Consider the following 21,847-nt stretch of genomic DNA (forward strand, 5'->3'; position numbering starts at 1 on the left):
GAATACTTCTGGAACCACTTCCTTTCGATTTCCTGATACTTTCCCAATAATTCTTCCTTCATTTCATAGTAAGCAACTTTTTTCTTCAATAGCGCAACTTCATCCTCATCTTCTGGTCCTAAACCATAAGAATATTGCTTCCCTAAAGGCTGAGCGAAACGATGGCTTTCGCCGTTTTTAAACCATTTCATCCAGGTTTTAATTTGAGATTTATTCTTAATTCCGAACATATCCATCAACTCTTGATTCGAGTGATTCCCCTCTAACTTTAATTGAACAACTTTTTTCTTTATTTCTTCGGGATAATGAACTTTCTTACCCATAAGAAAAACACCTCCAAGTGTAAGTAGTATTAGCACTTTGAAGGTGTTCTATTAAGTCTCATTTTATTAGGTCACTCTAGTAAAAAGGAGCGGGTTTTCGTCTTATGTAGAATGATGAAAGCGAAGGAGTCTCTGGATAGGCTGATAACACATTGAGGATCACTCCTTCGCTGAAAAGAAGGTTCATGATCATTCGACATCTGCTTTATACAAAAGATATGATAATAATTGCGCAAAAGTTATACTAAAATAGAAGTTTCGTTCTCAACCATTGCATCATCGTATTTCCTGCGGCACGTACTTTCTGCAATGTGATCCTGCCACTCGCCTTCAATTTGGTCGTAAACATCATCGACACATTCACCGTCGATAATCATGACGAACGATTCATCCTTGTCCATGAATAGGAAAAATGATAATAATTTCGGAAGGTGCCCGGCATCAGCAATCAGCTGATTTTGATGTAAATATAAGTCACACCCAGTTTTCGAAATCGTTTTGTAAACTTTCATAATCTGGTTGGTTTTCAACGGGCGGTTCAATGTGATTTGGTAAGAAGACAGCTCACTCACTGTCGTCACCTCCGTAATGTTTTGTTGCTATATCACTACCCTTCCAAATCTTGTACTAAACATTTCGTCATTTTCAATGTTCATAAATCATCTTTCGAGTCATTCCCCCATCAATGGTTACGTTTTCTCCATTCACAAAAGTATTCTCCTGATCCGTCAGATAAAAGCAGGCTTTTGCGATATCTTCGACCGTACCGACACGGTTGGATAAGTGCTGGTCATGGTCCTTGTCCCTTAATTCATCAGGACTGCTGGTATGGATCCAACCAGGGCTGATGCTGTTCACCTGAATGTTATAGGGAGATAAAGAAGCCGCCAATGCATGGGTAAGCGCGAAAATGCCTCCTTTACTCGCTGCATAAGCTTCCGAGTCAGGCTCAGACATAAACGCCCTTGTAGACGCCATATTGACGATTCGTCCTGGAATATCCGCTTGCTTCCATCGTTCAGCCGCATATTTTGAAAAAAGAAAGCAGCTCCGCAAGTTCGTGTTCAGCACGTGGTCCCATTCATCTACATCCAGCTCGAACATGGATTTAAACTCACTGACCCCCGCGTTGTTGATTAAAATAGAGAAAGGTTCCTTTATATTTTGAAATAGAGCGTCGACTTCTTTTGGATCACTGACATCACATCTAAGGAAGGTCCCACCCACTTCTTTCATCGTCATCCGGCCCTTTTCTTCATTCACATCACAGCCAATCACCCGGTATCCTTTTTCCGCATAAGCTATAGCTAATCCACGTCCAATGCCTTGAGCGATACCTGTAATCAGTACCGTTTCATTGTTTTTTGTCATGTTTATCCCTCCTCGGAATCGTTTCCTTTTTCTATTATAGGGTAAACTTCCATAGGAATGTGAAATGAGTGATTCCCTATAAGTTAACCGCCCACGGGTGGAATCTTGTTCTGAATGACGAATCATGATATGATCTTTTTTAAAAATCGGAGGTGATCGTATGAACAGAGTGACACTTGTCGATGTGTTCAAACACCGCATTACACAAAAGTATTTGCAGCGCTCAGGCATTAACCACGCGGTCACCGTTGCAGGCTACGCATATGATATGGCAGTGAAAAAGGGAGTGGACCCTGATCTTGCTACAAAGTCAGCTTTGCTTCATGACATGGGGCATTATGAGTGGTACCGGGATGGGAAATGGGATTATGATGAATATCGGAAATCCGATATTCATGCGATCAAAGGGGCGGAACGGGCCCATAAGCTTCTGATCCGTCTTGGTGAGAGCCGTCTCGTCGCAAAGGAAGTGTCAGTGGCTGTTCTTCTTCACACGGACAGTTATCTACCCTTCGGTTTGGACGAAAAAAGAACGGCGCTTCAGCATGTCGTTGCGAAAGCCGATGAAAAGGATGAACAGCCGATGGGGCTTCATCATTATAAACAAATGGATCGAAGTGAAGCGTTGAAACGATTGCACGAATTGGACCTGAAAATCGAAGAATTCCTGGAAAGTGATGATGAGCTGGCATAAGGTTCGCAAGCCTATCATACAATGGATCAGAGCAGGGGCGTTTTGGGGCAGGGGTTCTCTGCCCTCCTAAAAAAGTCAAGAATATTTTGGAAATAGGCTTTACTTCCTGGATTACGTCCGATATAATTTCCAATGTAAGAAAAAATTCTCAGAAAGCGAGGTCGGAAAACATGAAAAACTGGATGACACAAAACCAAACCAACTTCATATCGTCGACCTGCGCAGAAATCTGTTTCTGAGATTAACGACTATTTTTAACAAAAGCACTCATACCAGCCGCGGGAGATGCATAATGTATTCCTGTGGCTTTTTTAATGGAGAGAATTCTTCAAAAAGCCGCAGTATGCCCTGCGGCTTTTTCTTATGTCATCTAAGGGTAATTTTACTCTTTAGATATAAATATTACACTAAAGAAAGAGGTGATTTTCATGACGATCCAATTCTTTATTTTTACGATTACAGTTGCAAGAAACAAACAAAAAAGTTGTCAGCCGTTACCAGGGTACCGACCGACAGCAAAAGATCAGTGGCTTGACCGGAAGTCCGCATTCAGCCGTTATATGTAACATGTACAAAATAAAAGGAGATGATGACAATGGGAGAATTGCTAAGAATAGCTTTTATGAACTGGTTGAATGTTGAGAAGGATACCGCTTAGCCTCAGTCCAAAGAGGAGGAAATAAAATGAGAATCCACATGATTCTTTTTACCATCGTGATTGAACGGGCGAATGCCGCCTCCGTCGAGAAATCGAAACGACGCAGCCGGCAGATCGAACAGAAAATCAATGATGTGAAGAGTAAATACGCGCACATATAGCCCTCAAAACCTCTGCTGAACAGGCAGAGGTTTTGTCATAAAATCCTCCTTCCCTTGGAACAATAGGAAGGAGGGGAGTGAATGACCATGGCATCAGGAAATAAGAAAATCACCAAGCGTAATGAGAAAAAGCATGCGCGTAAAGAAGAACGACGTGGCAAAAAACAGCAGGATGAGACAGCGATCAACCACGTCGTCAATGTTTACGACCCCATTTAAAAAAGACAGAGCCCGGAGCCATTGCTTCGGGCTTTTTATTTTCAAAACAGGATATCTCTGTAAGAAAGGTGTTTATTTTCCATGCGATGAGGGAATTGTACATAATCTTACATAGACAATCTTTGAAATAATATGAACATTCCTATATGTTCAAAGAAAGACGTTTTTAAAGGAAGGATCGAAAATGAACTTACATAGAACGCCACTCCCTGTCCCGGAAGCGGTCGACAGGGTCATGACCTATAAAAAAGATGGAAGAATGGAAACCGTTCTGCTTGAGCAATCGGATGGGCGCCGGTTAGCGGAAGACTTACTGGCCACACATCCTGTGCCTCCTTTCAACAAATCTCCTTACGACGGATTTGCCCTGCGCTCGGAAGATACGGAGGATTTATCCAGAACGAATCCCGGTCACTTTCATGTGACGGAAACGATCGGGGCTGGTGAGCTTGCAAGTAAACCGGTAGAAAAAGGGGAAGCTGTGCGAATCATGACAGGTGCAGAAATTCCTGCAGGCGCGGATTGTGTTGCGATGTTTGAGATCTGTCAAACGTATGAAGAGCATGGGTCCTCATACATGTCTTTGAAGCGATCGATGGATAAAAACCAGAACATTATTGGAAAAGGTTCAGAGACAGAAAAAGGGACCGTTCTTGTCGAAGCGGGAACACGCATCAATCCTGGTGTAAAAGCGCTTCTCGCTACCTTTGGATATCCAGAGGTGAAGGTTTATCGAAAGCCGAAGGTCGGTGTATTTGCAACAGGAACCGAGCTGCTTGATGTTGATGAACCCCTTCAACCTGGTAAGATCCGCAACTCCAATGCTGCGATGATCCTATCACAAATCGAACGCGCAGGCGCAGAAGGTCATTATTTAGGGAAACTGGTGGATGACTTCGATGCTTGCTTTGAGGCCGTTTCCCGTTCTCTGCATGATTATGATCTTTTGATTACAACAGGGGGCGTGTCTGTCGGGGATTATGACCTCATGCCCGACATTTATGAAGAACTGGGAGCTCAGGTACTTTTCAATAAAGTCGCGATGCGCCCGGGCAGCGTAACCACCGTCGCTGAGCATGATGGCCAGCTGCTTTATGGATTAAGCGGAAACCCATCCGCCTGTTATGTCGGTTTTGAATTGTTCACCTATCCTATTATTCAAAAGCTGCTTGGAGATCCAAGGCCTTTCCATACACGCATCAAGGCAACCCTTGGGGAGGACTTCCCGAAGCCCAACCCTTTCACGCGGTTTGTGCGTGGAAAACTTCACTACGAAGAAGGCCAGGTGATGGTGTCTCCAGCAGGTAAGGATAAATCAAATGTCGTGACATCCTTAGCTAAGACAGATGCCTTTCTTGTGCTTCCTGGTGGAACAAGAGGCTTTGAAAAAGGTGATGCCGTAGAAGCGATCCTTTTAGAAGATCAACGTGGACAAGAATATTTCGAGGAGGGGTGATCTTATCGATTCACACATCATTGATCAACTTGGTCGTCCCATTAAAGATTTAAGAATATCCGTCATCGATCAATGCAATTTCCGCTGTACGTACTGCATGCCGGCGGAAATCTTCGGTCCGGATTATGCTTTTCTACCTAAAGAAGAGCTTCTGAGTTTTGATGAAATTGTCCGTCTTGCGGAAATCTTCGCCAAGTTCGGAGTGGAAAAAATCCGCCTGACCGGGGGGGAGCCGCTGATGAGGAAAGATCTCGCGGATCTCGTGCGCCGGTTAAAAGAAATTGATGGCATCGAGGATATCGCCGTCACAACCAATGCGGTCTTTCTCGTAAGACAGGCTCAAAAACTGAAGGACGCGGGACTGGATCGTGTGAACATCAGTCTGGATGCGATTGAAGACCACGTTTTCAAGGAAACGAATGGACGTGGAATCAAAACGAAACCCGTATTAAAAGGCATCGAAGCGGCAAGAGAAGCGGGGTTGAAAATAAAGATCAACATGGTCGTAAAAAAAGGAATGAACGAAGACCAGATCCTGCCGATGGCTCGTTATTTCAAAGGAACCGGTGATACGCTCCGTTTCATTGAATTCATGGAAGTGGGCAACCATAACGGCTGGAATATGGATGCGGTCGTTTCTAAAAAATGGATCATCGAACAAATTGATCGGGAAATGCCGCTCGTGGCAACAGAGCCGAATTATTTTGGAGAAGTGGCTTCTCGCTACCGTTATGAAGATGGTGCAGGAGAAATCGGGGTGATCTCATCTGTCACCGAAGCCTTCTGCTCGAGCTGTACGAGGGCACGTTTGTCTGCTGATGGGAACCTGTTTACCTGCCTGTTTGCTTCTTCCGGGTATGATTTAAAAACCATGCTCCGTGAAGGGGAAAACGATGAAGCAATCACAGATTACCTGCTTGCGATCTGGACGGGCCGTACCGATCAATATTCGGTCGACAGAGCCCAGGGCAAGCCGATGAAAGAGAACAAAATCGAAATGTCGTACATCGGAGGATGAAAAAAGGTCGAATTCAGTCTTTGCTCCAGTCCTCTCCGTGTTCTATAATAGAGATAATTATCATTCTCGGAGGTCATTCGAATGAAAACCTTTAAACTGATTTCATTGGATATCGTGGAAGAAAAGCACGAGGATATCACTCAAAGGCGCATCAAGCTGGAAGACGGTTTGATTATCAATAGAGAAGATGACCGAGGCCGTTGGGTCATTGAGGCTTACGTCGATGAGAGCTATCGGGATTTCTTTGAAACGATGAAAGAAAAAGAGGAAGAAATCATCATTCAAGTGAAAATTACGAAACAAAGCAACCGTCCAGCGACTTTCCTTGTCAAACCGATTGACGTCAACATGATCGGCGACCGGATGAACGTTATTTTTATGGGCACGATTATCGATCGGCATCAGGAACAAGTGGAATGGGTGTTAAAGCAATTGATGGATGAAGGCTACCAGGGAGAAGACCTCTTAGAAGAATTCAAAAAGCGTGGCCAGGAATCAAAAGCATAAGCATACGGGTGGAGGCGTCTGATTTTCAGACGCCTCCGACGTGTGTATTAGTTCAAATGTCTTAGAATATTTAAAAAACGGAAGTAATTTGTCGAATATACTGCTATACTATTAGTGGTGATAGAGAGACATCCATGAGACCTGGCAACATCAAAGGAGTTTTACTTTATGTGGGTGAGAAGAAAGAGCCTGCGATGGCTGAATGACTTATCGCCATTCCAATTAATCGCATTATACTATATGGTCGCAGTCACCATATCTTCCATATTGATCGCCCTTCCTGTGGCTCATCGGGAGGGTGTGAAAATCGAATTCATCGATGTTTTATTCACGGCGGTCAGTGCGGTCAGTGTCACAGGTTTGACCACTCTGCCGACGGCTGAAACGTTCAGTACGACGGGCTATTTTATCCTCGCGATTGTTCTTCAATTCGGAGGGATCGGTGTCATGACCTTAGGTACGCTGGTCTGGTTGATGCTCGGAAAGAAAATCGGTTTGAAAGAACGCCGTTTGATTATGACCGACCACAACCAGACGTCCTTCGCCGGGATGGTCCGACTGGTGAAGCAAATCGTATTAGTTGTACTCATGATCGAACTCGTCGGGTTTCTTGTTCTGGGTACGTATTTTCTTCAATACTATGAACCCGGCGAAGCTTATTTACAGGGCTTCTTCGGTACCATCAGTGCGATGACGAACGGTGGCTTCGACATTACGGGTCAATCCTTGATTCCGTTCCGTCACGATTACTTTGTCCAGTTCATCAATATCATTCTCATCATCGCCGGAGCCATCGGCTTCCCGGTGTTGATCGAGGTTAAACAGTATTTGATGCAGAACCATGAAGAAAAATCGATTCGTTTTTCATTGTTTGCCAAACTGACGACGTTCACTTTCTTCGCTTTAGTCATTCTTGGGACCATCATGATCATCATTTTAGAAAGCAATCATTTCTTTACAGACAAGTCCTGGCATGAAATTTTCTTTTATGCTCTGTTCCAGTCTGTCACGACGAGAAGTGGCGGCCTTGCCACGATGGATATTAACCAATTTACGGAACAAACGCAGTTGTTCATGTCTTCCTTGATGTTCATCGGCGCATCCCCGAGTAGTGTGGGAGGCGGAATCCGGACGACGACATTTGCCCTTGTGGTCATCTTTGTGCTGACCTTTGCCAGGGGAGGAAACAATATTCGGTTGTTCAGAAGAGAAATTCATCCGGAAGATTTGAATAAAGCGGTTGTTGTCACGATTGTTGCCTTATTCGTCTGCTTCAGCGCTGTCATTACATTGACCATCACGGAACCTTTCACACTGAATGAACTCGTTTTTGAGGTCTGTTCGGCGTTCGGAACGGTCGGGTTATCTCTCGGCATTACGCCAGGGCTGTCATCCTTCGGGAAAATCGTGCTCATGCTACTCATGTTTTTAGGAAGGATCGGGTTATTGACGTTCTTGTTCTCCTTTAAGAAACATGACAAAGCGCAAGGGAAGTATCATTATCCTAGAGAAAGAATCATTATTGGTTAGAACACAGCTGTTTAGGGGGCGCACATATGTCGGAGCTTTTGAGAGAGCATGCCCAACCTATAGATGATTGGATTTTTCAACAAATGAATGACCGCTCTTCCATGGATTGTGATGACACACTCGCTCACATGTTCGGCTACGAGAAAGAAGAAATGATGAATCAGGACGCATTCACCCTTACGGAAGAGGGAGAACACGGAGCCCTGCATCAGCTTTTTCTCAGCTATCCTGAACAGCCCTATGTGCTGAAGGCGATCAGAAAAGGCGGGGCTTCTTTTTATATCGAAGTGCTCGACCATCCTTATCCACACGGAGATCGCATTTTACGTCCATTCGTTGAATATGAAAGTCATTGCCGAAGGCGTAGAGACCGCTGACCAATGGGATTTCCTGAAAAACGAGAAATGTGATGAAATTCAAGGGTGTTTTTACAGCAAACCGCTGCCCCCTGAACAGTTATTCACGATCTTTGAGAACAAAACAATCCACTAACAAAAAGGACACAGCCTTTGGGGCTGTGTCCTTTTTTAGGAAAAAGAATAAAGATGAGTCTTTTAAAGAGGGGAGAAGGTCTGATCTCCCATCTTCTTTCAGCGTCTATCTCTACTTTCTCCATAAGACGCTGGACAAGTGAGGGGGAAAGTACATTCTCCCGTCCCTTGTCTTATGCTTGATGATTTCCTATTCAAGCACAAATCAGTGGTTAGCAGTAAAATGCTGCACCTACGATGATCAATAGGATGAACAATACGACGATCAAGGCGAAGTTATTGCCGCAACGCCGTGGTCTATAGCACTGTCTTCCTCCGTAAGGATAGCCTCCGTACATAAGCTCACCTCCTATAGTTACATTCGTAGCCTATGCACGAAGGAGGGACTGTGTATGGTCATCTACCCACCTTCATCAATTCATGAAGGTCGGGGGCGAAAGTTTTGTGATTTTACTCTTCTGGTGCATACTGTCCGCTTGTTGTTCCTGGTGATGATCACACTGATCCAGTTCTTCACACCAATGGTTCAATTGCTCATTGCTGTATTGGTTGTGCGGGGGATGATGAGTCGAATGGGAAGGGTAATAAGGTCCGGAAATCCTTTGATTTGAATACATAACCATGCCTCCTTCCCCCATATTATCCCCTCGGTTCCCTTTATTATCCTTGTCAAAAATACACGCAACCAGAAAGGAGGAATTTCAAAAGCAGAAGCGAAAGTAGTACTTTACTGAAGCAGAGGGTTATAACATACGCCCGAAGGGTAAAAAATGAGTATAAAGAAATGGAAAAATAGACAGAGCACATTGGCTGAGTTGGATTAATGGCTGCCTTTGTACATATTTTGTATAATGATTGTACAGTAGAAGTTCAGGAGAGAAGGTGGATGGTTATGAAGAAAATCGCCATAATCGGAGCGGGGCCTGGCGGCTTAGCCTCAGCGATGATTCTTGCAGCTAAAGGCTATGATGTACAGGTCTATGAAAAACAATCCTATGTGGGCGGAAGGAACGGACATTTTTCTCTCGGGGATTATACATTCGATATCGGCCCGACATTTCTAAGTATGCCTCAAATCATGGAGGAAATTTTTGAAATGTCCGGGAGGAATGTTCACGATTACATGGACATGAAAGAACTTTCCCCCATGTATGAACTTCAGTTCGACGGAAAGAGAGTACCGATGTACCGGGAAAGGGAGAAAATGCTGGACGTCATTTCGGAGCATTTCCCAGGCAATGAAACCGGATACGAAAACTTCATGAAGGATACACGTGAAAAAATGCAGGCGCTCATGCCTCTTTTGCAAACCAAACATAACAAGTTGACGGATTATATGAGTAAACGGGCGCTCAAGGCTTTACCGAAGCTTTCGCTTGGTAAATCCGTCTATGATGTTCTTTCCGATTACTTTACCGATGAACGTCTGAAAATCGCTTTTACGTTCCAGGCGAAGTATTTGGGCATGTCCCCATGGGAGTGCCCGGGAGCTTTTTCAATCCTTTCCTATATGGAGCATGAATGGGGAGTTTTTCATCCGATTGGAGGAGTGAATCAACTCTCAAAAGCGATGGCTAAAGTCACAGAAGAACATGGTGGACAGATCCATCTGAATGAAGGCGTCAAGAAAATAAACGTTTCAGGTAAGGAGATTACAGGGCTTGTTCTGGACTCGGGTGAAACGGTGCATGCAGATGAATATATTATCAATGCAGATTTCGCAGAAGCGATGACTCGTTTAGTTGATGACGGTGTTCTGCGCCGACACTCTAAAGAAAAACTCCAGAAGAAAAAGTTTTCATGTTCGACATTTATGATCTATGTCGGTCTTGATAAGGTGTACGACATGCCGCACCACACCATTCTTTTTGCGGAGGATTATCAGAAGAATGTGAACGAGATGACGAAAGACCTCGTGTTGTCCGACGAGCCGTCCATCTATATCCATAACGCGAGTGTGACCGATCCGACACTCGCACCTGAGGGGCATTCAGCGGTTTATATCCTAGCCCCAGTTCCGAACAATTATTCGGAAATTGATTGGGACGATAAACAGGAAACATTCAAATCGCTGATTTATGATGAAATCGAAAGGAAAACAGGGTTCTCCGATATCCGCAGTCACGTGGTTGAAGAAAAAGTCCTGACACCTAAACAGTGGGAGACCGATCATTTTGTCCATCAGGGTGCAACGTTCAGCCTCGGTCACCAGCTCTCGCAGATGATGTATTTTCGTCCGCACAACAGGTTCCAGGAGCTCGATCATTGCTGGCTGGTCGGTGGTGGAACCCATCCGGGAAGCGGATTGCCGACCATTCTGGAATCTGCCAGGATCACTACAGGATGGATCAGGGAAGAGGAGGTACAGCCAATATGACAAAGACGACAATCGTCGGTGGAGGGATCGGAGGCCTCGTAACGGCCCTTTTATTATCCAAAGATCCTGACCGAAGTATCTCCTTATATGAGAAGAAAGACGTACTCGGGGGCAGGCTTACTTACGAGCGGCATGGGGAGTTCAAGATCGACCAGGGGCCAACCATTGTTCTGCTACCTGATATGCTCCTTGGTATTTTAGAAGATGCCGGCATTCCCAGGGATCGTATTCCATTGATCCCTTGTGACCCTCTCTACCATATCCATTTTTCTGACGGGACGACGTTCAACAAATATCCAGATGCCGAAAAACAAAAAACGGAACTGCAGGAAAAGTTCCCTGGAAATGAGATTCATTTCGACCGGTTTTTAAGTGATATGCGGGCCCGCTTCTTGCAGGGGAAAGCTCAGTTTTTAGAAAAATCATTCGTAGAAAAACGAACCTTTTTCTCTCGTAAAAACTTGAAAACATTGATCAAGTTAAAAGCGTACCAGAATGTAAAGAAAATGATGCGCAGTTATTTTGACGATGAGCGGCTTGTTGAGGCCTATACGTTACAAACGTTGTACATCGGAGGCCATCCCGAACAGTCTTCGGCGATGTACTCGCTCGTGTCCTACAGCGAACATGAGCACGGGATCTGGTACATGAAAGGCGGTTATGCTCACCTTGTGGAAATCATCGAGCAGGAGTTGGAAAAAAGAGGGGTCGAAATTTTTAAAGGAATGCCTGTGGAAGATGTAGAAACAGAAAAGGATAGAGGTGTATCGATAACCGCTGGAGGAGAAAAGATCCGTTTTGATGAGTTGATCTTAAACGGTGATTTCCCTCTCATGGACAAAATGATGCCCGCTGACAAGCAGCTTCAAAGGAAATATACGCCTTCCTCAGGCTGCCTCTTACTCTATATGGGACTGGACCGTACCTATGAGAGCGACTCCATCCACCAGTTTTTCATGTCCGATGACTTTGACAGACATATGCGCCAAGTGTTTGTTGAAAAACAATTGCCGGATGATCCGTCCTTTTATACCTTTCATCCATCCTTAGTGGATGCTTCTCTCGCTCCTGAAGGCAAAGGGGTGCTCTATACATTGATTCCTGTACCGACAGGAGAGTCAGTGGATTGGGAGAAGAAAGATCAGTTGATTGAGAGCGTGATCGATCAAATGGAGTCACGCGGTTTTCCGGAATTGAGAAAACATGTGGAATGGATGCATGTACGAACGCCTGAAGATGCTGAACGAGAAGGCTTGTATGCAGGCGGAAGCTTCGGGATTGCACCCACCCTTTTCCAATCCGGTGTCTTCCGGCCCCAGCTTCAGCCCTACGCATTAAGCAATGTGTATGCAGTTGGAGCCTCGATTCACCCGGGTGGTGGCGTTCCAATCGTCATGCAGGGAGCAAAATTGTTGGCAGATTATTTGCAATATGGGGTCAAAGAAAGGCATAATTACAAGCGAGGTGTTTAGTGATGACGGACTTGAACCAAGCATACGATCATTGTCGCAAAATCATTGAAAAGCATTCCAAAACGTTCTCCAAAGCATTCGCTATGCTGCCCAAACAGCAAAAAAGAGCGGTTTGGGCGATTTATGCCTTTTGCCGTCGCGTCGATGACATCGTAGATGAAGGACTTAACCCAAAAGCAGAACTAGAAACTTTTGCGCAACAATTTGATCAATTCATGGAGGGGAAGCTTGAGCTTAAAGATCCCTCCTGGCTTGCACTCGATGATGTGTTCAGACAATTTACCATCGATCCCGAGCCCTATTATGACATGATCAAAGGGCAACGAATGGATCTTTACCCCACAACCATCCATACGAAAGAAGATTTATTAGAATATTGCTATCATGTAGCAAGTACCGTCGGTCTGATGCTCCTCCCAGTCATCGCTCCCGGAAAGGTCGGTGCCCTCCGGCAAGGAGCCATTGAACTTGGTTACGCCATGCAGATCACCAACATACTAAGGGATATTGGCGAAGATATGGAAATCGACCGGATTTACTTACCGCAGGAAGTGATGGATCGTCATGGCTATACGTTTTTTGACTTGAAAGAGAAAAAGGTAAATCGAGCGTTCATCAACATGTGGGAAGAATTGGCCGCGGATGCTGAAGCTTACTACGACAAAGCGATGAAAACGTTACCCGATTACCCATTGTACTCACGGACACCGGTAGGAGGAGCCGCGAAAATGTATCGGGCCATCCTTCCGACCGTAAGGAAAAACGGCTATCATGTATTCAACCATCGCAATTACGTTACCGATCAAGAGAAGAAGCAGATCATTGCAGACATGCAGTGATACTGCTTCTTTTTTGTGCGCGAATTATGTTTTCGGTCGTTACTCGCGCGCAAGACCGCCGGAGCGCGCGCAAGATCGCCGGAGCGCGCGCAAGATCGCCGGAGCGCGCGCAAGAAAGTCGGAACGCGCGCAAGACCGCCTGGAACGCGCGCAAGACCGCCGGAGCGCGCGCAAGAACGTTGGAACGCGCGCAAGACACGCCGGAACGCGCGCAAGACCGCCGGAGCGCGCGCAAGAAAGCCGGAACGCGCGCAAGACCGCCTGGAGCGCGCATAAGACCGCCGGACCGCGCGCAAGAACCCCAGTACCGAGCGCAAGACCCAACATCATGTATATTACAATCCAATCGGGCGAATACTTGTAGCAACCATGAATAAGGAAAGGTAGATTACAATGGCAGAAAAATATTTAATCTATTACCAGGCGAAATCAGGCGTCGTCAAACAGGTCCCTGTGTACGCATCCCATAAAGAAAAGGCCCGGGAAAGTCACTTGAAAAGTAACCCGCAGGCTAAAATCACGCATATTCGTCTTTTATAAGAAAAAAGGCAGCGCCGGTCCGGCGGCTGTTTTTTTTTATAAAAAATATCGAATTCAAGAAGTTAGGTTTCAATATTCTCGAATGTGGGAAAGGCAAATCATATAGTGCTTTATCGAAATAAAGCGGATTTTAACGAACAGAGGATGATGATATGAAAAAGAAGACGTTCCTCCTGGAGGGGCTTTTGAACGGTTTGATTATGGGCCCTAAGCAGCGGGAAATTCGTTCTGTAACTTATGATTCCAGGGAGGTCGAGCCGGGAGATGCTTTTATTAGTATTCAAGGGGAGCACCATGATGGCCATTTATTCATAAAGCAGGCAATAGCAGCAGGGGCAGAGACGATTGTTGGAACAGATGAACATGAGCTGCATGCTTTTGCCATCCAACACCCACAGCTCAGCTTTGTTTGTGTGAAAGACAGTCGGTCTGCGCTTGCTGTTTTGTCTTCCATCGTTTGTGGTTCTCCTTCAGAATCTTTACATACGATTGGCGTGACGGGAACGAATGGGAAAACAACGGTCGCGTCGTTTACACATTCCATATTGAACAGCCTTTCATTCCGGACAGGTTCGCTAGGTACAGCGGGGATCTGGGATGACCGTCAAAAGACAGATTTCAAGCAGACAGTGCCGACAACCCCGGAAGCACCGGATATTCATAAAGTATTAGAATATTTTTGTGAGAAAAAGATGCAAGCAGCTGTTATTGAATCTACTTCCATCGCTCTTGAGCAAAAGCGGTTGGAAACCATCCACTTCAATGTAGCGGTCCACACCAATCTCACCCCGGAACATTTAGAATTCCATGAGACCATGGATGCCTACAAAAAGGCAAAAATGAAGTTGTTTCAACAGGCAGATCAAGCCGTCATCAATGTGGACGACCCGATGATGGCGGATGATCTCATCCAAACGTTCAAAGGTTCAATCGTAACCTATGGTATTCGTCAGCCCGCCGACCTTCAAGCCTCTCATATTCAGACCACCAGGCAGGGGACCACCTTTGAATTGGATGCATTCGGAACGAAATATACGGTCCAGGCCCCGGTCTTCGGTGAGTACAATGTATCGAACTTACTGGCAGCTATTGCGGCCTGTCATCAGGTGGGTTTTTCCATAGCCCTCATCCTTTCTGTCATTCATGAAATACGGAAACCGGAAGGGCGTTTTCAAATGGTAGAAAAGGAAGTCCCTTATCAGATCATTTTGGACTATGCCCATACCCCGGATGCACTCTCTCATGTCTTAGAATCCGTCAAGAAAATCCCGCATCAGCAGCTGATTGTGATGATTACTGGAATCGGATTGCGAGATCCCAAAAAAAGGCCGCTCATGGGAAAAGTGGCTGAGAGTGTGGCGGATCAGATCATCGTAAGCGTGGATCAGCCTGGGCATGCGGATCGACAGGAAGTGGTCAATGATGTCTGTCGAGGATTCAACCGGCCATCTTCTCCAAATGTTCATACACGGTTGTATCGAGAGGAAGGCATCCACTTAGCGCTCGATCTGGCGAGGGCGGGGGATGTAGTATTACTGACTGGTATTGGGTTTGGAGGTTACCAGATCATTGGAGATGAAAAGGTCCCTTATTCAGAACTTCAAGTCATTGATGCCTACTTTGAAAACCAACCACGTATTAAAAAGCCTGTGTAAAACCTGGAGTCCTATCTCCAGGTTTTTTTTATTTTACGTAAACCACGCTTCTGCTTTCATGCTTTAAATGGAAATAAAATATGCGACCTATTGCGTAATTTGTCATCAAATGGTAAAATTTTATGAAAATTAACAAAATTACCAAAAATGGAGATGATTTTCATGAAATTGTACCTCTCCGTTGACATGGAGGGAATAACAGGAATACCTGATTACACCTTCGTTGATTCTTCGGAGCACAATTATGAACGGTCGAGGAGAATCATGACACAGGAAACGAACCATGTCATCGAAGCTGCGTTTCAAAACCATGCGGAAGAAGTATTGGTCAATGACAGCCATTCCAAGATGAACAATCTATTGATTGATGAGATTCATCCGGATGCCACATTGATTACAGGAAGTGTCAAACCATTATCTATGATTCAAGGGTTGGATGAATCGTATGCTGGAGCGATCTTTGTAGGGTACCATGCCAGGGCAGCTCAAAGAGGCGTGCTCTCACACTCGATGATTTTCGGGGTGCGTAATTTCTACATAAATGATGTGGCGGTAGGAGAGCTTGGGTTTAATGCATATGTGGCCGGTTATTACGGCGTCCCTGTAATGATGGTTGCCGGAGATGACTGTGCAGCGATGGAAGCGGAATCGCTCATTCCGAACATTATTACAGCCCCGGTGAAAGAAACGATTTCTCGATCGGCTGTGAAAAGTTTAACACCTAAAAAGGCTGGGGAGCTTTTGCGAAAACGCACGGAGGAAGCGATACATAAGCGAAATCGAATAGAACCGCTCGTCCCTCCAGCACACCCCACTCTGAGGATTGAATTCATGAATTATGGCCAGGCCGAATGGGCAAGTCTTATGCCTGGTACGGAAATCGAACCAAATTCAACAACAGTAAGATTTAAAGCCAAAAACATAGTGGAAGCATACCAAGCCATGCTTGTCATGACAGAGCTTGCCATGCAGACAACATCCAGCTAGGGGGAAGAGTCATGGCGAAATACATATTGAAACGATTCATTTACATGATTGTTACGGTTTTTATCATTGCCACGCTTACGTTTTTCTTGATGAATCTACTACCGGGTTCCCCGTTCAATGAAGAGCGGACAACCAACGAAGCCGTACAGCGGAATTTAGAGGCTCACTACCACCTGGATGAACCGTTAGTTGTGCAATATGTGTTGTATTTGAAATCCATTGTGACCTTGGATTTCGGTCCTTCGATTAAACAACCAACTGAGACGGTCAATGGTTTATTAGGCAGAGGGTTTCCTATATCCGCGGAGTTGGGCATATGGACGATTCTTATTGCCCTCGTATCTGGAGTTGCTCTCGGTGTATTCGCGGCATTGAAGCATAATGGAATCATTGATTACATAGCGATGACCATTGCTGTCCTCGGAATATCGATTCCTAACTTCGTATTAGCTACCTTGTTAATTCAGCAGCTGGCCGTCAACCTGGGTGTGCTTCCGGCTGCCACATGGAGCAGCCCGCAACATATGGTGCTTCCGATCATTGCGCTGGCCACCGGTCCGATGGCCATTATTGCCCGTTTAACAAGATCAAGTATGCTTGAGACGTTAACACAGGATTACATAAAAACCGCACGGGCCAAAGGATTATCCCCTGTCAAAATCATTGTGAAGCATGCCTTGAAAAATGCACTCATGCCTGTGGTCACCATTTTAGGTACGTTGATTGCAGGGGTCTTAACAGGGACGTTTGTCATCGAAAAGATCTTCGCGATCCCCGGCATGGGCAAATATTTCGTAGAGGGCATCAACCAGCGGGACTACCCGGTCATTATGGGAACCACCGTTTTCTACAGTGCTTTCCTTGTATTGATGCTGTTCCTGGTGGATATTGCTTATGGAATACTCGATCCTAGAATCAAGTTGCATAAAGAAGGGGGCAGGTAAAGTGATTCCAGCAAAAAAACAGAAGGAAGAAACGCCTCATTCATCCATTCCTGACGAATGGTTCAAACCAAAAGAGCAGAATAGCGAAGACGCCGAATCGGTTGTTCGTCCTTCTCTTTCCTACTGGGAAGATGCCTGGAGAAGACTCCGCCAGAATAAGTTGGCCATGTTCGGTCTGATTTTTCTTATTCTTTTAGGAGTCATGGCTGTCATCGGACCTTGGATTTCCCCACACGATGTTGATACTCAAAACCTGCCAAACCAAAACCAGGCCCCGTCCTTCACCCATTGGTTCGGTACAGATGAATTAGGACGCGATGTGTTCACGAGAACTTGGTACGGGGCTAGAATCTCTTTGTTTGTAGGGTTGATGGCTGCTTTGATCGACTTTTTTATAGGAGTCGCTTATGGAGGGCTTTCCGGATATAAGGGTGGAAGAACCGATAATATCATGATGCGGATCATCGAAATTCTTTATGGACTGCCTTACCTTCTTGTTGTCATCCTGCTGCTCGTAGTCATGGGGCCAAGTCTTTTAACGATTATCATTGCTTTAACAGTTACCGGCTGGGTGGGTATGGCGCGAATTGTCAGAGGGCAGGTTCTTCAGCTGAAACACAATGAATTTGTGATGGCTTCCCAGTCGTTCGGTGCGAAAACGAAGCGGATCATACAAAAAAATCTGCTCCCGAATACGATGGGGCCGATCATCGTACAGATGACACTTACTGTTCCTACAGCGATATTTGCCGAAGCTTTTCTAAGCTTTTTGGGGCTAGGTATTCAATCACCATACGCAAGCTGGGGAATGATGGCCAATGATGCGCTGGGTGTCATCTTATCCGGCGACTGGTGGCGTCTTTTCTTTCCTGCCTTTTTCATTTCAGCCACCATGTTCGCATTTAACGTGCTTGGAGATGGTCTCCAGGATGCACTCGATCCTAAGCTCAGGAGGTAAACATCAATGGAAAAAATCTTGGACATCCGTGACCTGCATGTGTCTTTCAAAACTTTCGGGGGAGAGGTACAGGCAGTGCGCGGCGTAAATTTAGAACTATATCGCGGGGAAACTCTTGCCATTGTCGGCGAGTCCGGTTGTGGGAAGAGCGTGACGGCGAACAGCATGATGCGTCTCATTCCAACACCTCCAGGGGAGATCAAAGACGGATCGATACTTTTCAAGGGACAGGACATGACTCAGCTTTCGGACAAAGAAGTAAGGAAAATCCGCGGGGTTGATATTTCGATGATTTTCCAGGATCCAATGACAGCCTTGAACCCCACCTTGACGGTTGGGGACCAATTGACGGAAGGACTCCGTCAGCATCGGTCCATTTCAAGAAAGGAAGCGGATAAGCAGGCGATGGACATGCTCACCCTTGTCGGCATCCCCAATCCTGTCGAACGTATGAAACAGTATCCTCACGAATTCAGTGGGGGCATGCGGCAGCGAATCGTAATTGCGATGGCGCTGATTTGTGATCCTGAACTTCTGATTGCCGATGAACCGACAACAGCTTTGGATGTAACCATTCAGGCCCAAATCCTTCAGCTGTTTCAAAAAATACAGAAACAGACCGGCGTTTCCATCATCCTCATCACACATGATTTAGGGGTTGTGGCTAAAATCGCTGATCGCATTGCGGTCATGTATGCCGGCAAAGTCATTGAAACAGGGACACGGAAAGAAATCTTTTATACACCGCAGCACCCTTACACGAGAGGACTGCTTCACTCAGTGCCGCGGATGGATCAAAAAGGAGAGAAATTAGTGCCTATAGATGGGTCTCCTCCGGATTTATTTTCACCACCGGAAGGCTGTCCATTTGCTGCCAGGTGTCCAATGGTCATGGAGGTATGCACAAAGGTGTATCCTTTTCAGTCGGAGTTGAGCAGAACACATGACGTGGACTGCTGGCTGCAGGATGAGAGGGCAAAGAAATATATGGCGTCAACTTATTAAACATATAGAGAGGAGAACGAGTATGAAAAAATGGTGGACAATCTTTATGGGGGTTTTACTTGTCTTAGTGTTAGCTGCATGTACAGCGTCAGAAAGTTCAGGAGAAGGTGATGAGGGAGATTCTGAAGGGGAAAGTGACTCTGGAACAAACACCTTGCTATTGAATAACGGAGAGGAGCCGACATCCTTCGATCCCTCGCAGGGGTTTGATGCGGTTTCCTGGAATGCGCTGAACAATTTAATGGAAGGTCTGACGCGTCTTGGTAAAGACCACACGCCAGAACCGGCCACTGCTGAGAAATGGGAAATCTCTGAAGATGGGAAGGAATATACCTTCTTCATCCGTGAAAATGCCAAATGGTCGAATGGAGATGACGTGACAGCAGGGGACTACGCGTTTGCCTGGAAACGTCTGCTCGATCCTGAAACGGCCTCACCAGCCGCTTTCCTCGGTTATTTCATTGAAGGGGGAGAAGCCTTCAACAATGGAGAAGGCTCTGCTGATGATGTGATGGTGGAAGCGGTCAGTGATAAAGAGTTGAAAGTGACGTTGAAAGCACCGACTGGCTATTTCCTGAATATCATTTCCAATCCGGCGTTTTTCCCGATCAATGAGTCTGTAGCCACAGAAAACCCGGAGTGGTTTGCTGAAGCGGACAGCTTTGTAGGAAACGGACCATTCGCTTTAGCAGAATGGAAGCACGACAGTGAAATGCTCATGAAAAAGAATGAAGAATATTGGGATCACGAGACGGTGAAGCTGGATGAAGTTCACTGGGCGATGGTGAATGATACCAATACAGAATACCAAATGTATGAAAGCGGCGAGCTTGATACTTCCAATATTCCGTCTGACATGGCTGAGCAGCTGTTAGATAGTGAAGAATTATCGATTCAGGATCAGGCAGGTACTGCTTTTTACCGTTTTAACGTGAATGAAGAGCCTTTTCAGAATAAGAAGATCAGAAAAGCTCTGGCTATGAGTGTGAATCAACAGGAAATCGTTGATTACGTGACGAAGAATAAAGAAGAACCCGCGTATGGCTTTGTCTCTTATGGATTTGAGAGTCCTTCCGGGGAAGATTTCCGTGAACACAATGGTAAGCTTGTGGAAACGAATGTAGAAGAAGCGAAGCAATTGCTTGAGGAGGGCATGGAGGAAGAAGGGTATGACGAACTTCCAGCCATCACCCTTTCCTATAACACGAGCGAAGACAACAAGAAAATTGCAGAAGCCATCCAGCAAATGTTTAAGGAAAACCTCGGGGTGGAAGTTACGCTTGAGAATGCGGAATGGAACGTCTTCCTTGAAGCGCAAAAAGCATTGGAACACCAACTTTCCAGAAGTTCTTTCTTAGCTGATTATGCCGATCCAATCAACTTCCTTGAGAGCTTCACGACGGATTCTTCCATGAACCGTACAGGCTGGTCCAATGAAGAGTACGATCAGCTGATTGCCGATGCTAAAAATGAAGCGGATGAAGAACAGCGCTGGGAATTGATGTATGAAGCTGAGAAGCTTCTTTTTGAAGAAATGCCGATCTTCCCTGTTCATTTCTATAACCAGGTCGTTCTTGAGAAAGACAATGTATCTGATATCGTTCGTCACCCTGTTGGATACCTTGAGTTGAAGTGGGCAGACAAGCAATAGACTTTCTTTGAAAAGAGGCGATTCTTTCGCCTCTTTTCCTTCATTGGAGGAACTTAGATGATAAAACCGGGACGGTTGAACCCGGGGGATACGGTCGGGGTCATAGCCCCGGCAAGTCCTCCGAATCTTAAAAACTTAGACAAAGCCCTTTCTTTTTTGGAAAGCTTAGGCTTGAAAGTGAAACTGGGAGCTCATGTGAAGAAAAAACATGGCTATCTAGCAGGAAATGATGAAGAAAGGTTGGAAGACTTCCATCACATGTTTCAAGACCCGGAGGTTTCTGCCATCTTTTGTGCAGGTGGCGGTTACGGAACAGGAAGGATTGTTTCAACGATTGATTACGCACTGGTGAAAGCTAACCCTAAAATTTTCTGGGGCTATAGTGATATCACATGTTTACATACCGTTATTCGACAGGAGACAGGACTGGTCACTTTTCATGGGCCTATGCTTTGTTCGGATGTTGGAAAAGAAGATTTTGATGGAGAATCAAAAGAAATGTTTCAGCAGTTGTTTGAACCTGACGTGATTCATTACAACGAGGGTCTTTCTCCTTTAGAGGTGATTACAGAAGGGGAAGCATCAGGCGAAGTGGTGGGTGGAAACCTTTCGTTACTTGTCAATACAATGGGCACCCCATACGAGATTGAAACAAAAGGGAAATTACTCTTTATGGAGGACGTCGGGGAGCAACCCTATCGCTTGGATTCTTTTTTCAATCAATTGAAATTGGCAGGCAAATTCGAAGATGCGGCCGGAATCATCCTCGGAGACTTTAGTGGGACAGAAATAGAAGAAAACACAGACAGTCTATCTTTGGTGCAGGTTTATGAGGACTACTTTTCCAGATTGAATAAACCGGTGCTGGCCGGTTTTAAGATTGGCCACTGTCTGCCCCATTACAGTATTCCATTGGGAACAGAAGCCGTGTTATCCAGTCATAAGAAATCCCTGATGATCCAACCCGGTGTCTACTAAGAAAGGTGGAGGA

The 21,847-nt window shown here is 45.5% G+C and carries 25 protein-coding genes and 1 pseudogene; 21 read left to right on the forward strand and 5 right to left on the reverse strand.

Features of this window, described 5'->3' with window-relative positions:
* The 3 genes and pseudogenes from VKA52_RS06615 to VKA52_RS06625 form a co-directional block, all read right to left on the reverse strand.
* A pseudogene (locus VKA52_RS06615) lies at positions 1-323 on the reverse strand (helix-turn-helix domain-containing protein); the annotation flags it as partial.
* Between the two features lie 239 nt (positions 324-562).
* Positions 563-895, reverse strand: coding sequence for a hypothetical protein (locus tag VKA52_RS06620; protein ID WP_160912792.1), 333 nt, complete (start codon positions 893-895; stop codon positions 563-565).
* 73 nt (positions 896-968) lie between these two features.
* On the reverse strand, positions 969-1,694 hold the full coding sequence (locus VKA52_RS06625; protein ID WP_326314676.1) for an SDR family NAD(P)-dependent oxidoreductase: 726 nt from the start codon (positions 1,692-1,694) through the stop codon (positions 969-971).
* A 160-nt stretch (positions 1,695-1,854) separates the two neighbouring features.
* Here VKA52_RS06625 and VKA52_RS06630 point away from each other — a divergent pair, with 160 nt between their 5' ends.
* From VKA52_RS06630 to VKA52_RS06675, 10 genes are all read left to right on the forward strand, one after another.
* On the forward strand, positions 1,855-2,388 hold the full coding sequence (locus tag VKA52_RS06630; RefSeq protein WP_160912796.1) for an HD domain-containing protein: 534 nt from the start codon (positions 1,855-1,857) through the stop codon (positions 2,386-2,388).
* Positions 2,389-2,816: 428 nt separating this feature from the next.
* On the forward strand, positions 2,817-2,954 hold the full coding sequence (locus tag VKA52_RS06635; RefSeq protein ID WP_206948589.1) for a hypothetical protein: 138 nt from the start codon (positions 2,817-2,819) through the stop codon (positions 2,952-2,954).
* A 118-nt stretch (positions 2,955-3,072) separates the two neighbouring features.
* A complete protein-coding gene (locus VKA52_RS06640) occupies positions 3,073-3,207 on the forward strand; it encodes a hypothetical protein (protein ID WP_255534870.1) in 135 nt (44 codons plus the stop codon).
* An 81-nt stretch (positions 3,208-3,288) separates the two neighbouring features.
* The gene (locus VKA52_RS06645; RefSeq protein WP_326314678.1) at positions 3,289-3,426 is read left to right on the forward strand and encodes a hypothetical protein; all 138 of its coding nucleotides are present in this window, start codon (positions 3,289-3,291) and stop codon (positions 3,424-3,426) included.
* A gap of 184 nt (positions 3,427-3,610) precedes the next feature.
* A complete protein-coding gene (locus VKA52_RS06650; RefSeq protein ID WP_326314679.1) occupies positions 3,611-4,882 on the forward strand; it encodes a molybdopterin molybdotransferase MoeA in 1,272 nt (423 codons plus the stop codon).
* The gene (gene moaA, locus VKA52_RS06655) at positions 4,854-5,900 is read left to right on the forward strand and encodes a GTP 3',8-cyclase MoaA (RefSeq protein WP_439108890.1); all 1,047 of its coding nucleotides are present in this window, start codon (positions 4,854-4,856) and stop codon (positions 5,898-5,900) included. Before VKA52_RS06650 ends, moaA begins: the two co-directional genes overlap by 29 nt.
* Before the next feature lie 81 nt (positions 5,901-5,981).
* Entirely contained in the window at positions 5,982-6,407 is a 426-nt protein-coding gene (locus VKA52_RS06660) for a YwpF-like family protein (RefSeq protein WP_160912803.1), read from the forward strand.
* A gap of 168 nt (positions 6,408-6,575) precedes the next feature.
* Positions 6,576-7,937 (forward strand): TrkH family potassium uptake protein, encoded by a 1,362-nt coding sequence (locus VKA52_RS06665; protein ID WP_160912805.1) that lies wholly within the window; start codon positions 6,576-6,578, stop codon positions 7,935-7,937.
* A 26-nt stretch (positions 7,938-7,963) separates the two neighbouring features.
* Positions 7,964-8,314, forward strand: a complete 351-nt coding sequence (locus tag VKA52_RS06670; protein WP_326314680.1) for a PAS domain S-box protein — start codon at positions 7,964-7,966, stop codon at positions 8,312-8,314.
* Positions 8,280-8,429, forward strand: a complete 150-nt coding sequence (locus VKA52_RS06675) for an EAL domain-containing protein (protein WP_326314681.1) — start codon at positions 8,280-8,282, stop codon at positions 8,427-8,429. Before VKA52_RS06670 ends, VKA52_RS06675 begins: the two co-directional genes overlap by 35 nt.
* A gap of 211 nt (positions 8,430-8,640) precedes the next feature.
* On the opposite strand, the gene VKA52_RS06680 is transcribed toward VKA52_RS06675, so the two are convergent.
* Positions 8,641-8,766 (reverse strand): YjcZ family sporulation protein, encoded by a 126-nt coding sequence (locus tag VKA52_RS06680; RefSeq protein WP_160912810.1) that lies wholly within the window; start codon positions 8,764-8,766, stop codon positions 8,641-8,643.
* 75 nt (positions 8,767-8,841) lie between these two features.
* Positions 8,842-9,045, reverse strand: a complete 204-nt coding sequence (locus VKA52_RS06685) for a hypothetical protein (protein WP_160912812.1) — start codon at positions 9,043-9,045, stop codon at positions 8,842-8,844.
* Positions 9,046-9,320: 275 nt separating this feature from the next.
* Between VKA52_RS06685 and VKA52_RS06690 the strand changes: the two genes are divergently transcribed.
* From VKA52_RS06690 to VKA52_RS06740, 11 genes are all read left to right on the forward strand, one after another.
* Entirely contained in the window at positions 9,321-10,805 is a 1,485-nt protein-coding gene (locus VKA52_RS06690; protein ID WP_160912814.1) for a phytoene desaturase family protein, read from the forward strand.
* Positions 10,802-12,277 carry a phytoene desaturase family protein gene (locus tag VKA52_RS06695; RefSeq protein ID WP_326314682.1) on the forward strand — a complete coding sequence of 492 codons (1,476 nt, stop codon included), beginning with the start codon at positions 10,802-10,804 and terminating at the stop codon, positions 12,275-12,277. The genes VKA52_RS06690 and VKA52_RS06695 overlap by 4 nt, the downstream gene beginning before the upstream one ends.
* 2 nt (positions 12,278-12,279) lie before the next feature.
* Entirely contained in the window at positions 12,280-13,116 is an 837-nt protein-coding gene (locus tag VKA52_RS06700) for a phytoene/squalene synthase family protein (protein ID WP_160912818.1), read from the forward strand.
* A 393-nt stretch (positions 13,117-13,509) separates the two neighbouring features.
* Entirely contained in the window at positions 13,510-13,656 is a 147-nt protein-coding gene (locus tag VKA52_RS06705) for a hypothetical protein (RefSeq protein WP_167449425.1), read from the forward strand.
* A gap of 152 nt (positions 13,657-13,808) precedes the next feature.
* A complete protein-coding gene (locus tag VKA52_RS06710; RefSeq protein ID WP_326314683.1) occupies positions 13,809-15,311 on the forward strand; it encodes a UDP-N-acetylmuramoyl-L-alanyl-D-glutamate--2,6-diaminopimelate ligase in 1,503 nt (500 codons plus the stop codon).
* A gap of 162 nt (positions 15,312-15,473) precedes the next feature.
* Positions 15,474-16,298, forward strand: a complete 825-nt coding sequence (locus VKA52_RS06715) for a M55 family metallopeptidase (RefSeq protein ID WP_326314684.1) — start codon at positions 15,474-15,476, stop codon at positions 16,296-16,298.
* Between the two features lie 11 nt (positions 16,299-16,309).
* Positions 16,310-17,242: an ABC transporter permease gene (locus VKA52_RS06720; protein WP_160912823.1), complete on the forward strand. Its 933-nt coding sequence runs from the start codon at positions 16,310-16,312 to the stop codon at positions 17,240-17,242.
* A 1-nt stretch (position 17,243) separates the two neighbouring features.
* Positions 17,244-18,200, forward strand: coding sequence for an ABC transporter permease (locus tag VKA52_RS06725; RefSeq protein WP_442788827.1), 957 nt, complete (start codon positions 17,244-17,246; stop codon positions 18,198-18,200).
* Between the two features lie 6 nt (positions 18,201-18,206).
* Positions 18,207-19,205: an ABC transporter ATP-binding protein gene (locus tag VKA52_RS06730; protein WP_326314686.1), complete on the forward strand. Its 999-nt coding sequence runs from the start codon at positions 18,207-18,209 to the stop codon at positions 19,203-19,205.
* 22 nt (positions 19,206-19,227) lie between these two features.
* Positions 19,228-20,856: a peptide ABC transporter substrate-binding protein gene (locus tag VKA52_RS06735; protein WP_326314687.1), complete on the forward strand. Its 1,629-nt coding sequence runs from the start codon at positions 19,228-19,230 to the stop codon at positions 20,854-20,856.
* A 57-nt stretch (positions 20,857-20,913) separates the two neighbouring features.
* Positions 20,914-21,834, forward strand: coding sequence for a S66 peptidase family protein (locus VKA52_RS06740; protein ID WP_326314689.1), 921 nt, complete (start codon positions 20,914-20,916; stop codon positions 21,832-21,834).
* Positions 21,835-21,847 lie beyond the last annotated feature (13 nt).

Origin of the sequence: Halobacillus sp. HZG1 (genome assembly GCF_035818575.1) — a bacterium.
GTDB lineage: Bacteria > Bacillota > Bacilli > Bacillales > Halobacillaceae > Halobacillus > Halobacillus litoralis.

What these genes read in the sequence shown, in the direction of transcription:
- VKA52_RS06700 (WP_160912818.1), top strand. Translation starts at nt 12,280, where the DNA reads ATGACGGACTTGAACCAAGCATACGATCATTGTCGCAAAATCATTGAA.
- VKA52_RS06680 (WP_160912810.1), bottom strand. Translation starts at nt 8,766, where the DNA reads ATGTACGGAGGCTATCCTTACGGAGGAAGACAGTGCTATAGACCACGG.
- VKA52_RS06690 (WP_160912814.1), top strand. Translation starts at nt 9,321, where the DNA reads ATGAAGAAAATCGCCATAATCGGAGCGGGGCCTGGCGGCTTAGCCTCA.
- VKA52_RS06720 (WP_160912823.1), top strand. Translation starts at nt 16,310, where the DNA reads ATGGCGAAATACATATTGAAACGATTCATTTACATGATTGTTACGGTT.
- VKA52_RS06710 (WP_326314683.1), top strand. Translation starts at nt 13,809, where the DNA reads ATGAAAAAGAAGACGTTCCTCCTGGAGGGGCTTTTGAACGGTTTGATT.
- VKA52_RS06740 (WP_326314689.1), top strand. Translation starts at nt 20,914, where the DNA reads ATGATAAAACCGGGACGGTTGAACCCGGGGGATACGGTCGGGGTCATA.
- VKA52_RS06730 (WP_326314686.1), top strand. Translation starts at nt 18,207, where the DNA reads ATGGAAAAAATCTTGGACATCCGTGACCTGCATGTGTCTTTCAAAACT.
- VKA52_RS06705 (WP_167449425.1), top strand. Translation starts at nt 13,510, where the DNA reads ATGGCAGAAAAATATTTAATCTATTACCAGGCGAAATCAGGCGTCGTC.
- VKA52_RS06660 (WP_160912803.1), top strand. Translation starts at nt 5,982, where the DNA reads ATGAAAACCTTTAAACTGATTTCATTGGATATCGTGGAAGAAAAGCAC.
- VKA52_RS06635 (WP_206948589.1), top strand. Translation starts at nt 2,817, where the DNA reads ATGACGATCCAATTCTTTATTTTTACGATTACAGTTGCAAGAAACAAA.
- VKA52_RS06650 (WP_326314679.1), top strand. Translation starts at nt 3,611, where the DNA reads ATGAACTTACATAGAACGCCACTCCCTGTCCCGGAAGCGGTCGACAGG.
- VKA52_RS06715 (WP_326314684.1), top strand. Translation starts at nt 15,474, where the DNA reads ATGAAATTGTACCTCTCCGTTGACATGGAGGGAATAACAGGAATACCT.
- VKA52_RS06640 (WP_255534870.1), top strand. Translation starts at nt 3,073, where the DNA reads ATGAGAATCCACATGATTCTTTTTACCATCGTGATTGAACGGGCGAAT.
- VKA52_RS06695 (WP_326314682.1), top strand. Translation starts at nt 10,802, where the DNA reads ATGACAAAGACGACAATCGTCGGTGGAGGGATCGGAGGCCTCGTAACG.
- VKA52_RS06670 (WP_326314680.1), top strand. Translation starts at nt 7,964, where the DNA reads ATGTCGGAGCTTTTGAGAGAGCATGCCCAACCTATAGATGATTGGATT.
- VKA52_RS06735 (WP_326314687.1), top strand. Translation starts at nt 19,228, where the DNA reads ATGAAAAAATGGTGGACAATCTTTATGGGGGTTTTACTTGTCTTAGTG.
- VKA52_RS06645 (WP_326314678.1), top strand. Translation starts at nt 3,289, where the DNA reads ATGACCATGGCATCAGGAAATAAGAAAATCACCAAGCGTAATGAGAAA.
- VKA52_RS06630 (WP_160912796.1), top strand. Translation starts at nt 1,855, where the DNA reads ATGAACAGAGTGACACTTGTCGATGTGTTCAAACACCGCATTACACAA.
- VKA52_RS06685 (WP_160912812.1), bottom strand. Translation starts at nt 9,045, where the DNA reads ATGTATTCAAATCAAAGGATTTCCGGACCTTATTACCCTTCCCATTCG.
- VKA52_RS06625 (WP_326314676.1), bottom strand. Translation starts at nt 1,694, where the DNA reads ATGACAAAAAACAATGAAACGGTACTGATTACAGGTATCGCTCAAGGC.
- VKA52_RS06665 (WP_160912805.1), top strand. Translation starts at nt 6,576, where the DNA reads ATGTGGGTGAGAAGAAAGAGCCTGCGATGGCTGAATGACTTATCGCCA.
- VKA52_RS06675 (WP_326314681.1), top strand. Translation starts at nt 8,280, where the DNA reads ATGAAAGTCATTGCCGAAGGCGTAGAGACCGCTGACCAATGGGATTTC.